Source organism: Streptomyces sp. NPDC026515 (genome assembly GCF_055567595.1).
This window is the reverse complement of record NZ_JBVHQD010000018.1, coordinates 46,793-58,856: the sequence shown is the minus strand read 5'-3', so window position 1 is coordinate 58,856 and position 12,064 is coordinate 46,793. Positions and strand designations below refer to the sequence as shown.

The 12,064-nt window shown below is 71.4% G+C and carries 9 protein-coding genes; 8 read left to right on the top strand and 1 reads right to left on the bottom strand.

From position 1 onward, the window contains the following. Window positions 1-179: 179 nt before the first annotated feature. The gene (locus tag ACZ4O3_RS32105) at window positions 180-1,175 is read right to left on the bottom strand and encodes a cytochrome c oxidase assembly protein (RefSeq protein WP_362716744.1); all 996 of its coding nucleotides are present in this window, start codon (window positions 1,173-1,175) and stop codon (window positions 180-182) included. 168 nt (window positions 1,176-1,343) lie between these two features. On the opposite strand from ACZ4O3_RS32105, the gene ACZ4O3_RS32100 reads away from it, so the two are divergent. The 8 genes from ACZ4O3_RS32100 (at window position 1,344) to ACZ4O3_RS32065 (ending at window position 12,027) form a co-directional block, all read left to right on the top strand. Continuing rightward, entirely contained in the window at window positions 1,344-1,913 is a 570-nt protein-coding gene (locus tag ACZ4O3_RS32100; protein ID WP_467725556.1) for a hypothetical protein, read from the top strand. A gap of 178 nt (window positions 1,914-2,091) precedes the next feature. After that, window positions 2,092-2,214, top strand: coding sequence for a hypothetical protein (locus ACZ4O3_RS32095; RefSeq protein ID WP_467725554.1), 123 nt, complete (start codon window positions 2,092-2,094; stop codon window positions 2,212-2,214). A gap of 31 nt (window positions 2,215-2,245) precedes the next feature. Next, a complete protein-coding gene (locus ACZ4O3_RS32090) occupies window positions 2,246-2,755 on the top strand; it encodes a hypothetical protein (protein WP_467725552.1) in 510 nt (169 codons plus the stop codon). A 501-nt stretch (window positions 2,756-3,256) separates the two neighbouring features. Next, window positions 3,257-4,231 (top strand): phosphate ABC transporter permease subunit PstC, encoded by a 975-nt coding sequence (pstC, locus tag ACZ4O3_RS32085; protein WP_467725551.1) that lies wholly within the window; start codon window positions 3,257-3,259, stop codon window positions 4,229-4,231. A 2-nt stretch (window positions 4,232-4,233) separates the two neighbouring features. Further along, complete coding sequence (pstA, locus tag ACZ4O3_RS32080) at window positions 4,234-5,601, top strand: phosphate ABC transporter permease PstA (RefSeq protein ID WP_467725549.1); 1,368 nt, start codon at window positions 4,234-4,236, stop codon at window positions 5,599-5,601. Beyond that, window positions 5,601-7,286, top strand: coding sequence for a phosphate ABC transporter substrate-binding protein PstS (locus tag ACZ4O3_RS32075; protein WP_467725547.1), 1,686 nt, complete (start codon window positions 5,601-5,603; stop codon window positions 7,284-7,286). The genes pstA and ACZ4O3_RS32075 overlap by 1 nt, the downstream gene beginning before the upstream one ends. After that, window positions 7,283-9,901: a hypothetical protein gene (locus tag ACZ4O3_RS32070; protein WP_467725545.1), complete on the top strand. Its 2,619-nt coding sequence runs from the start codon at window positions 7,283-7,285 to the stop codon at window positions 9,899-9,901. The genes ACZ4O3_RS32075 and ACZ4O3_RS32070 overlap by 4 nt, the downstream gene beginning before the upstream one ends. A 128-nt stretch (window positions 9,902-10,029) precedes the next feature. Next, a complete protein-coding gene (locus tag ACZ4O3_RS32065; protein ID WP_362723463.1) occupies window positions 10,030-12,027 on the top strand; it encodes an Ig-like domain repeat protein in 1,998 nt (665 codons plus the stop codon). Window positions 12,028-12,064 lie beyond the last annotated feature (37 nt).

Sequence of the window (12,064 nt, the reverse complement as noted above, 5' to 3'; positions counted from 1 at the left end):
CATGAGGGGGTTACTGCGGTTTCCGGCGGCGGAACGGGGACGGATTCCTGGTCGGGGAGGCGACGGGGGCGCTGTCCCGCGTTCAGAACAGGCCATTGTCGTGCGGGGGGAGCGGTGGACCGGAGCACGGTGTCCCGTACCGAACGGCCCCGGCCGCCTTCCGAGGCGCGAGGATCCGGTCACCGTTCCCCGTGCTGGCGCCGGATCCTCGCCGCCACCTCGTTGTTCTCCGTCTCCCACCAGGGGCGGACCTGTTCGGCAGGGAGGGCGGAAGGGGTGGTGGGGTCCGCCGGCGCGGCGGGGGCGGTGGGGACCGCGGCGGCCTGCTGGCGGTCCAGGTGGCGGTCCAGGGCCGCCGTCTGCACCCGTTCCGCACGCGCCCACTGGAACAGGATCATCAGCAGGAACGGCAGCGCGACCAGTTCGGCGATGCTCAGCATCGCACCGCCGCCGAGCTGCTGGTCCTGCCGGACGTCCGGGGACCAGGACGGATGGTGGTGCAGATACCAGGCGCCGGCGATCAGCGTGCCGTGCGTCATGACGACGACCCCCGGGATCGCGTCGATCACCCCGTCCAGGAAGACCAGGCCCGCCCGCACCGGATGGGTGCACCAGGCGGGGAGGGTCTCCTCCCGGGTCAGCACCGGTACGACGAACAGACAGCCCGCCGCGAGCAGATGCAGGTACATCAGCTCGTGGAGCCAGCCCACCCGCAGCGCCGTACCGAAGTACGGGGTGAAGTAGACGGTGAGCTCGGTGGTGAGTACCAGCGCCGTGCTGACCAGGGGGAAGGTCAGCAGGCGCAGCACCCGGCCGGTCATCGTGCGGCGCAGCCGGGCCGCCGCGGGCTCCGGGAGCGCCCGCACCGCGAGACGGAGCGGGTCGCCCAGCGCCAGGCCCAGCGGCGCGACGAGGTCCAGCAGGATGTTCTGGACGGCGGCCGGCCAGAACAGCACGTGGTCGTAGACGGCGAGGGCCGACATCGTCGCCACCACCAGCGCGCCCAGGCCCAGGGCGGTGAAGGCGGCGGTACGGACCGGTGACCAGGGCTCGCCCTTGGCGCGTACCCGCAGCACGCCCCAGCCGTACAGCCCGCCCAGCACCATGACCAGCAGCAGTGCCGGTACGTCCGGCTGCCATGACGTCAGCAGCCGGCCCACGGTCAGCTCGGCCATCCCGCTCACCCTCCTTGGGTCCTCGCGTCGGGGACGAAACGGGTCAGGTCAGATCAGACCCACTGCGCGACGCTATACCCGACCCGCCCGGCGCACGCACCGGGGCTCCGTGCAGAATCGGCGCGATCACCTGCCGGTGATCGGCACGGTTCGCAGGGGCGGGGATTCATGTTCGGAAAACGGTTCGTGGTGAGCGGGGTCATGGCGATCCTGATCGGCACGCTCGGCGCGTGTTCGGGTGGCGGCGAGGGTGGAGACGACGACGGCATCGCCTGGGAACAGAGCGACACCGCCTCGGGCGGCGACGGCTCCGGCTCCGCCTCCGGCCAGGACAGCGCCCCCACCGCCCGGGACAGCACCGTGCATGGGCTGAAGGACACCGTCCGGCACGTCACCGTGAAGACCGCCAGGGCCACCCGGCCCCGCAGGGTCAGCAAGTGCTCCACCGCCACCCGCCGGGTCCGGCACACCTCCGGCACCGGAACCGGGAGCAGGCGCACGACCCGTACCTGGTACACCAGCGAGCGGTACCGGTCCTGCACCGAGGTCCGCAGCGGCACCGAGACCTACCGCAGGACCGTGCGTGCCGAGAAGTGGTGCGTGGAGCTGGACGACGTGAACGGTGACAGGGCGCGGGACGACGTCTGGTTCCAGGCCGGCACCACGGACTACGGCGCCGCCCGGACCGCGGACGAGCACGCCCGGCTGGAGTTCACCCCCACCGCCGAGGGCTGCTGACCCGTCCCCCGCCCCCCACGTCACAGTTCTGTGCCGGGCCGAGGTGACCCTTGTTCACTTTCGTCTGCTCCTGCCTAAGGTGACCACCGCGGTTACGGATCTTGACCGGGTCCGGACTCCGCGAGCATCTGACTGACGCACAGGGGGGGGCGTTTTCGTCATGGGGGAACGATCTGTCATGCCTCGGCGCGTGCCGGCACGGTCCGTCGCCGCGGTCCTGGCCGCCGTCGGGGTCGTCGCCGGGGTGCTGCTCGGCAGGCCAGGGCTGGATTTCGGTGCCGGGGTGCGGGACGTCAGGTGACCTCTATCCGTCGCAGACGGCCAAGGACTGGGTGTCGTACGCCGATCACGTCGTCGTCGCCGGCCCGGTCCGGGAGCAGGAGACCAACCGGCGGAACTACCGCAAGGGACCGATCGCGTACGCGATGGACCGTCGGGTGAGTTTCCGGACCGACAGCCGGCTGTGGTCGCGCAGCTCGCCCCGGCACGCCGTCGGGCGGGACTTCGACATGGTCGCGCCGGGCCGGGAGGTCCACCGGGCCGGCGGCACCCGGGTGGCGCAGACGGCCACCGACGCGCCCCGGCTCGAGGTAGGCCACACCTATCTGCTCGCGCTGCGCTGGCGCGAGGGCGGCTGGGTGGTCCTCGGCGAGGGCGGGGCCGTCCCCTTCGACGACCACACCGGCGACCAGGGCGAGTGGTGCGGAAGGGTGCTGAGCAAGGAGGACGTCGCGGAGGGCGAGCGGTTCTCCCGGCACGACGACCACAGCGTGGAGAAGGCGGTGCTCGGCCGCAACGAGGACGCCGTCAGGCGCGCCCTGGCCCACGCCGGACGCGACTGAACCGGTCGCGGACCACTCCCCCGGCCCGCGGAAGGACCGTCCGCCCGTCGCGCGGCTCGACTCGCCCCCCGGCCGACGCCCGGCCCCCGTGTCGGACGCCGCCCCGACTCGCCGGCCAGGACCGCACCTTCACTCCCCCGTCACCCGGCCGCGGCCTCGACGCCCGCCCGCCGGACGCGGGTGCCCGGCCCACCAGGCCCGCGGAGCCGCTCGCAGGCCCCTTCGCGCCCACCCGCCCAGGTCTTCACGTCCGCACACCGCCCCACCGGCCTCGTCCCGCCCGGGCCTCCAACACACAGACGCCCACATCTCCCCCACTCAAATGGCATGAACCGTTCACTCGTTCTCCACATTCGACGTGCTGGTGCGCAAGGAACCGGCCATTGACTCTGTCCGCGCGGCACCCCAACTCGGGGCCGTGCGGGGAGATTCTTTTCGTATAGGGGGGACACAGTGGTGTCCACACTCGAGGGTTCCGCCGGGGCGGAATCCGAAAGACCCGTGCCCAGGCGGCTGTCCGCCGCCCGAGGGCTCGGGGACCGGGCGTTCCGGTACCAGTTGACGGCCACGGGCGGCATCGTCCTCGCCATCATGGCCGCCGTAGGACTGTTCCTGCTGCTCCGAGCCGGGCAGGCGCTGCGGGCCAGAGGCGTCTGGGCCTTCCTCACGACCGCCGAATGGCAGCCGGACGTGCACAGGTTCGGCATCGCGGCCGTGCTCACCGGCACGCTGCTCATCGCCGCCGTCGCCGTCACCATCAGCGTGCCGCTGGCCATCGGCACCGCCCTGTTCATCTCGGACGTGGCGCCCCGGCCCCTGCGCCGCACGCTCGTCACGATGGTGGACCTGATGGCCGCCGTGCCGTCCGTGGTCTACGGCCTGTGGGGGCTGTTCTTCCTCCAGGAGCATGTGATCGGGCTGTCCCGCTGGCTGTCGGACTGGCTCGGGTGGATCCCGTTCCTGCACGTCGACGGCGTCCAGCCGGGCGAACCCCTGGCCTCCCAGAGCGTCTACACCGCCTCCACCTTCGTCGCCGGGATCGTCGTCGCCCTGATGGTCGCGCCGATCCAGTGCTCGGTGATGCGCGAGGTGTTCGCCCAGGCACCGGCCGGTGAACGCGAGGGCGCCTACGCGCTCGGCGCCACCCGCTGGGGCATGATCCGCGCGGTCGTACTGCCGTACGGCATGGGCGGGATCATCGGCGGCACCATGCTGGGCCTGGGCCGGGCGCTCGGCGAGACCATCGCGGTCTACCTGATCATCTCCCCGGTCTTCGCGATCCAGCCGCACATCCTGCAGACCGGTGCGAACTCGGTCTCCTCCCTCATCGCCCTGCACTACGGCGATGCCTCCACCTTCGGCATGTCGGCGCTGATGGCCGCGGGCCTGGCGCTGTTCCTGCTCACCCTGGCGGTCAACTTCACCGCCTCCTCGATCGTGGCGCGGTCACGGTCCGGCGCGCAGAGCGAGGCGTGACGATGACCGTCGCAGACCTTGAGAAGAACGTTCCGCGGGACGCCCCCCGTAACGGCACCGCGGTCCGCACCCCGGTCGCCGCCGCGGACGGCTCCGCCGCCGGGCTCCCCGACGTCCCGCGCCGGATCGGCGGGCTCACCCGCTCCGGGGTGCTGTCGCTGCTCGGCGCCGCCGCCTCCGGGCTGTGCACCGCCGTCCTGCTCTTCGGCGAACTCGCGCCGTTCTCCGGGGCCCTGGGGTTCTTCGTCACCGCATACCTTTCATTCCTCGGTGTCTACGCGGTGTTGACAGGCCTTGAGGAGGACGGCCAGGCGGTACGGGACCGGGTGATGACCGTCGTCCTGTGGACCGCGGGCGGGCTGATGTTCTGCGCGCTCGCCATGGTCGTCGGCTTCACCGCGTGGCGTGGCCGGGAGGCCCTGCCGCACGGCAACTTCTTCACCCAGGACATGCAGGCGGCAGGCCCGCTCGACCCGCTGACCCACGGCGGCATCGCGCACGCCATGCTCGGCACCCTCATCATGATCACCATCGCACTGGCGATCACGGTCCCGCTGGGCCTGGCCTGCGCGGTGTACCTCAACCAGATCCGCGGCCGTTTCTCGCGGTTCGTCCGGACGATCGTCGAGGCGATGACCGCGCTGCCCTCGATCGTGGCGGGCCTGATGGTGTACGCGGTCTGGATCCTCGGCCTCGGCATGCAGAAGTCGGGTCTGGCGGCGGGCTTCGCGATCAGCGTGATGATGCTGCCGATCGTGATCCGCGCGGCGGACGTGGTGCTGCGCCTGGTGCCGGGCACGCTGACGGAGGCGTCCGAGGCGCTCGGCGCCCCGCGCTGGCGGACGGTCTGGCACGTGGTCCTGCCCACGGCCCGCTCCGGCCTCGCCACCGCCGTCATCCTCGGCACGGCCCGCGGCATCGGCGAGACCTCCCCGGTCCTGCTGACGGCGGGGTACACGGCGGCGCTCAACGCCGACCCGACGAGCGGCCCGATGGTCTCCCTCCCGCTCGCCGTCTTCAACTTCGTCAAGTCCCCCGAGCCCACGATGATCGCCCGCGGTTTCGGTTCGGCGGCTGTCCTGATGGCACTGGTCCTGGTCCTCTTCGCGATCGCCCGCGTGATCGGTGGCCGCGGCCCCGGCCACCAGAACAGGCGCCAGGCGAAGAGGGCGGCGAGGGCGTCCCGCCGGGACGCGCGGAGATTCACCGACCTCCACGCGCCGCAACCGGAGTTGTTCGAGACCGACAGCCCCGACGGCTCGGGCGGGAGCAGCGCGCCAAGGGACACGGGGAACGGCTCGACGAACCCCACCCCACCCGCACCCGACAACGAGACCGAACACGGCCCCACGGACGGAGACCGTCACTGATGTCCAGCCCTGTCATCAACATCCTGAGACGGCTGGGCATCCTTGCCGCGCTTCTCAGCATCCTGAGCCCTCTCACCGTCATCGGCATCGCCCAGAACGCGTCCGCCGACAGCTACACCCCCATCGCGGGCGCCGGCTCCACCTGGGCCGAGAACGCCGTCGACGAATGGCGCCGTGCCGTCAACCAGTACGGCATGCGGATCAGCTACGCCGGCACCGGTTCGTCGGACGGCCGCCGCCAGTTCCTCTCCGGCACCGTCGACTTCGCCGTCTCCGACATCCCGTTCCAGACGAACCCCACCGACGGCAGCGCGGCCGAACGCCCCGCGAGCGGCTCCTACGCCTACATGCCGATCGTGGCGGGCGGCACCGTCTTCATGTACCACCTCACCGTCAACGGCAAGCGGGTCACCAACCTCCGCCTCTCCGGCGACGTGGTCACCAAGATCTTCACCGGGGCGATCAAGACCTGGGACGACCCGGTGATCAAGGCCGACAACCCCGGGCTCCAGCTGCCGCACCGCACCATCGTCCCGGTGGTCCGCTCGGACGGCTCCGGCTCCACGGCCCAGTTCACGATGTGGATGGCGAACCAGCACAGGTCGCTGTGGAACGCCTACTGCGCGAAGGTCGGCCGCTCGGGCTCCTGCGGCCAGACCTCGTACTACCCCACCGTCTCCGGCATGATCGCCCAGTCCGGTGACCTCGGTGTCGCCGGTTACGTCGCCCAGAACTACGGCGAGGGCGCGATCGGGTACGTCAACTACTCGTACGCCGTCAACGCCCGGTATCCCGTGGCGAAGGTGCTGAACCACGCCGGTTACTACACCGAACCGACTCCGTCGAACGTGGCGGTCTCCCTGCTCAAGGCGAAGATCAACACCGACAAGAGCTCCGCGGACTACCTCACCCAGCAGCTCGACGGCGTCTACAACGACACCGACAAGCGCAACTACCCGCTGTCCAGCTACTCGTACATGATCCTGCCGCTGAAGGTGCAGGGCACCTTCACCAAGGAGAAGGGCAAGACGCTGGGCGCCTTCTCCTACTACTTCATGTGCCAGGGACAGCAGCAGGCACCGAAGCTCGGCTACTCGCCACTGCCGATCAACCTCGTCCAGGCCGGCTTCGACCAGATCCGCCGGATCCCGGGCGTGGAGACGCAGAACATCAACATCAAGAACTGCAACAACCCGACCTTCACCGCCAACGGCCAGAACCGGCTCGCCCAGACCGCGCCCTACCCCGCGGCCTGTGACAAGAAGGGTGCCGCGCCCTGCACCACGGGCACCGGCGGCACCAAGACGAGCTCGGGCAGCAGCAGCGGCACCTCCGGCGGCAGCGGCGGCTCCACGTCCGGCGGCGCGACCGGCACGGGCGGCGACGGCGGCGGTACCGGCGGAAGCAGCGCCACGCCCTCCGTCGACCCCGACACCGGCCAGACCGTCTCCCCGGACGGCACCGGTTCGGGCGGCTCCGGCTCCGGCGGTGGTACGGCCGCCGACGGCACGGTCGCCCTGGCCCAGCCCGTCGCCGTGGCCACCGCGCACGGCTGGACCGCCACCCAGACGCTGATGCTGCTGGCCGCGGTCCTGGTCCTCGGTCTGCTCCTGCTGCCGTCACTGGTCTCCCGCCTGGTCGGCGGCAAGGGCAACGGCCGCTCGGACGAGGGGGGTTCGCGATGAGACGGCGGATCAGGAACGTCCTCGTCCGGTTGCTGGCCGGCGCCACCGTCGGAGCCCTCGCCGGTCTCGCCGTGGCCCAGGCGGCCCCGTCCGCCACCGCGGCGGGCGGCGCCGGATCCGCCGTGACGGTGTCCGGACGCGGCGAGTTCGAGGACATGAAGTTCACGGTCAGCCAGACCACGCACCTCACCAGCCAGGCCATCTCGGTGAGCTGGTCCGGCGGCGCGCCGACCACCTTCGCGGGCTCGCAGTTCAACACCGGTTTCGTGCAGATCATGCAGTGCTGGGGCGACGACGACGGGACGGTCCCGTCCAACCCCGGCCCGTCACGCACCCAGTGCCAGTTCGGCGCCTCCCCCACCACCAACCGCGGTGGCTGGCCGGGCAACGGGCAGGACGACACCCGGCAGATCTTCTACAGCGCCGACCCCGCCAACTACGGCCAGGACGACCGGTACGGCGCCACCAACCCCAACGCCCCCGGCGAGGTCCCCTTCAAGTCGGTGGACGGCACCACGATCACCAGGAACACCCAGAACAACCCGCTCTTCAACTACAACACCACCAACGAGGTCGACTTCGCCCGTACCAGCGCCGACGGCACCGGCCAGGAGTACTTCGAGGTCCAGACCGCCAACGAGGCGCCGCACCTGGGCTGCGGCGTCCCCGTCACCACCGACGGTGTCACCCGGCCCCGCTCCTGCTGGCTGGTGATCGTCCCGCAGGGCAGCCTCGACCTGGACGGCAAGCCGTACGCGGACCAGAGCCACGTCAACGCGGGCTCCCCGGTCTCCTCGACCAACTGGAAGAACCGCGTCGCCGTCAAGCTGGACTTCAACAGCGTGGGCACCAACTGCGCCCTCGGCTCCGACGAGCGCCCGACCACGGGCAGCGAGCTGGCAGCCGACGCGATGACCAGCTGGCAGGCCAAGCTGTGCACGGAGGGCAAGGTCTACAGCTACACCGAGTACGGCGAGCCCAACACCCGGGCCCGGCTCATCTCGGACGGCTCCAGCGGTCTCGCCTTCACCACCCGCAGACTCGGCGCCGACCCGGGCACCAGCGCGCCATCGGGTACGACGGCCTACGCCCCGGTCGCACTGAGCGGGGCCGTCATCGGGTTCACGATCGAACGCAGACCCAGGTCCACGGCGCCGGAGAGCGTGCAGAAACTCGCCGGCACCAAGGTCGAGTCGATCAAGCTCAACCCCCGTCTGCTGGCCAAGCTGCTGACCGAGTCCTACCGCAACTCCACCTGGGGTTCGGTGCTCGACAGCGGAGTGGCCAAGGGGTACGGCTGGGCGGAGAACAACCCGGCGGGACTCGCCTCCGACCCCGAGTTCATCTCCCTGAACCCCGAGTTCGCCGACCTCTCGGTCGCCGAGACGCCGGCCACCGACACCGACCTGATGACCTCCCTGGGCCACACCGACACCGCCCGCGCGCTCTGGCAGTGGATCGTCGCCGACAAGGCCGCCCGGCAGTTCCTCTCCGGTGTCCCCGACGACGACGGGATGCGGGTCAACCCGTACTACAGCACCAACGCGGACCTGAACCCGTCCGGCGCCGCCTTCGACCCGTCGAACACCGACGAGTACCCGAAGAACGACCCCTGGTGCACGATCCCGCCCGGTTCCGGCGCCCCCGACGACGACAAGCAGTGCATGACCGACTTCCACCCCTACGTGGACGACATGCACGCCGGCGCCCTGCACACCCGGCGCGCGGACACCCTCTGGAAGTCCAGCTGGGACCCGCTGGCCACCCCGCCGGCGTACAAGAGCGTCGGTCCGCAGACGGTCGGCTCACGCTTCGTGATCACGGTGACGGACGTGGCCTCCGCCGCCCGCTACGGTCTGCAGACCGCCGAACTGGAGAACAGCGCGGGCAGGTTCGTCGCCCCGACCGCGGCGAGCCTGACCGCGGCCGCCGCGACCGCCTCAGGCACCGGCGTCGCCGAGATCACCCCGGCGAACGCCACGGCGAAGGGCGCCTATCCGCTGGCCCAGCTGGTCTACGCGGCGGTCCGTCCCGGCAAGGTGACCAAGGCCGCCCGCGAGGACTACGCCGCCCTGCTGCGGTACGCGGCGGCCACCGGACAGACCTCGGGCTCCGACCCGGGCAAGCTGCCCGTCGGCTACGCCCCGCTCTCCCGGAAACTGCGGGCCCAGGCCGTCAAGGCGGCGGACGCGCTGATCCGCTACACCGGCCCGAGCCCCGCCGACGACGGCTCGGCCGACGGCGGCGGCACGGACACCTCCGGTGACGTCGCGTCCGGCTCCGCCGGGGACACCGCGGGCGCGGGCGCGGTCGGCGGCACCGGCACCGGGGACCCCGTCGGCGGTGCTTCGCCGAGCCCGGCGGCGTCGTTCGACGGCGGCAGGTCGCTGGAGACCACCGCGGCCGGCAACACCCCGGCCGACCCGGCCAACCCGCTGCGGTACGCCGTTCCGGCGGGGGCCGCGCTAGGGGCGGCCGCCGGTGTCGGAGCGCCCTTCGCGGGCGGCAACCGGCTGCGGCTGCCGCTGCGCCTGCCGCTGCCCGGCGGACGGGCCGTGACCCTCGTACCCGGACTACCGGAGCTGTCGCGGCGACTGCGCCGCCTGCTCCCGTAGCCCCCGAGCGCCCCGCGCGCTCCCCACAGACGACCGCCCGCCCCGAAAGGCAGTCGGGGCGGACGGTCTGCACCACCCTGCCAGATCCCTCAGCAACACCCCAGCTAGCTCTCGTCAGGAGACTCTCGATGCGCAATCTGCGCTCCTCGGCGGCGCTCGTCGCCGCGGCCGTGGTGGCCGGCGGCCTGGCCCTCGCCACCCCGGCGATCGCCGACCCCGCCCCCGCGGGCACCTTCCGCCAGCTGGTCGGCGTGGGCTCGGACACCACCCAGGACGTGGTCAACGCCCTGGCCGGCGACACCGTCAACGGCACCAGCTACTCCGCCACCGCCGTGAAGTCGGCGAACGGCGCGGGCGTCGCCTCGTACGACGCGATCGAGCCCGGCACCGGCTCCACCACGTCCACCATCGTCACCCGCTCCGGCGGCGCGCCGTTCGCCCGCCCGAACGGCTCCGGCAACGGCCAGAAGGCGCTGTCCGCGTCGCTGACCGGCGACAAGTTCCCGGCCAACACCGGTACCGTCATCAAGGGCCAGGTCGACTTCGCCCGCTCCTCCGGCGGTCCGTCCGCCACCGGAACCGCTCTCACCTACGTTCCGATGGCCCGCGACGCCGTCGGTGTCGCGGTCAGGGGCTCGGGCCTGGACTCGCTGACCAAGCAGCAGCTGTTCGAGATCTACTCCGGCTCGCTCAAGGAGCTGAACGGCCAGACCCTGCACCCGAAGATCCCGCAGGACGGCTCGGGCACCCGCAAGTTCTTCCTCGCGGCGATCGGCATGTCCACCACGCCGCTCGGCGCGAACGTCCAGGTCGTCCAGGAGAACCAGGCCAACGCGGCCCTCACCGAGGACGGCGCGCTCGTCCCGTTCTCCGTGGGCTCCTGGATCGCCCAGAACAACGGCGTCTCCCCCGACTACAGCAAGGCCGCCGCCGCGGCCGGCGGCCACCTGGCCTCCATCACGCTGCCGGGCGACGACGGTGCCACCAGCCCGGTCACCACGGTGAACGGCAAGCTGGCCCCGGTCCAGGCCTACTACGAGAACTCGACGTTCGGCCGTGACGTCTACAACGTCGTCCCGAGCCGCGCGATCGACCCGACCAGCGTCTTCTTCGACAAGGACCTGTACGACATCTTCGTCACCAGCGGCAGCCACACCGCCCAGCTGGCGTCGGAGAGCGCGGAGAAGGTCATCTCGGCCTTCGGCTTCGTCAACGAGGCGTACAACGGCTCCGTCAACCTGCAGGCCAAGCACGCCCTGCAGGGTGGCCTGGAGGGCCTTTCCGCCAGCAACACGGTGCCGGCCGCGCCCGTCCTGAAGACCACCGTGGGCGACGCCGGCCTGAAGCTGTCCTGGACCGCCCCGGCCGCCACCCCGCTGGCGCTGACCGACTACCGGGTGACACTGACGGACGCGGACGGCGGGGTCGTCGCCACCAAGGACGTCCCGGCCACCACCAAGACGTACTCCTTCACCGGCCTGGCCAGCGGCACCTACACCGCCACGGTCACCGGCTACAACATCATCGGTGCCGGCTCGGACGCCACGTGGAAGGGCGCCGTCAAGTACGCCAGCACCACCAAGGCCACCACCGCCACGACCGCCTACGGCAAGACCCCGAAGGTCGCCGTCACGGTCACCGGCTCGCACGGCGTCAAGCCGACCGGCAAGGTCACCGTCAAGGACGGCACCACGGTCGTCGGCACCGGCACCCTGGACTCGTCCGGCAAGGTCTCCATCGGCCTGTCGAACCACCTCAAGGTCGCCACGCACTCGCTGTCGGTGTCCTACCCGGGCACCTCCAAGCTCAACGCGTCCTCCTCGCTCGTCTCCCTGAAGATCACCAAGGCGTCGGCGGCGGTCTCCACCTCGCACCCGACCTCGGTGAGCCACACCGCCAAGGGCAAGGTCACCGTCAAGGTCACCGCGACCGGCACCACCCCGGGCGGCACCGTCCGCATCTACCAGGGCACCAAGGTCATCGCGACCGGCACCCTGAGCGGCGGCCACGTCACCATCACCCTGCCGAAGCTGTCCAAGGGCAAGCACACCCTGCACGCGTTCTACGTCGGTTCCTCGACCGTGAACTCGAAGACCGGCGCCAACTTCAGCATCACCTCCAAGTAACCCTCTGACGGGCCCGCCGGGAGCCTCAGCGCTCCCG

What these genes read in the sequence shown, in the direction of transcription:
- ACZ4O3_RS32105 (WP_362716744.1), bottom strand. Translation starts at nt 1,175, where the DNA reads ATGGCCGAGCTGACCGTGGGCCGGCTGCTGACGTCATGGCAGCCGGAC.
- pstA (WP_467725549.1), top strand. Translation starts at nt 4,234, where the DNA reads ATGACCGTCGCAGACCTTGAGAAGAACGTTCCGCGGGACGCCCCCCGT.
- ACZ4O3_RS32095 (WP_467725554.1), top strand. Translation starts at nt 2,092, where the DNA reads ATGCCTCGGCGCGTGCCGGCACGGTCCGTCGCCGCGGTCCTGGCCGCC.
- ACZ4O3_RS32070 (WP_467725545.1), top strand. Translation starts at nt 7,283, where the DNA reads ATGAGACGGCGGATCAGGAACGTCCTCGTCCGGTTGCTGGCCGGCGCC.
- ACZ4O3_RS32100 (WP_467725556.1), top strand. Translation starts at nt 1,344, where the DNA reads ATGTTCGGAAAACGGTTCGTGGTGAGCGGGGTCATGGCGATCCTGATC.
- ACZ4O3_RS32075 (WP_467725547.1), top strand. Translation starts at nt 5,601, where the DNA reads ATGTCCAGCCCTGTCATCAACATCCTGAGACGGCTGGGCATCCTTGCC.
- ACZ4O3_RS32065 (WP_362723463.1), top strand. Translation starts at nt 10,030, where the DNA reads ATGCGCAATCTGCGCTCCTCGGCGGCGCTCGTCGCCGCGGCCGTGGTG.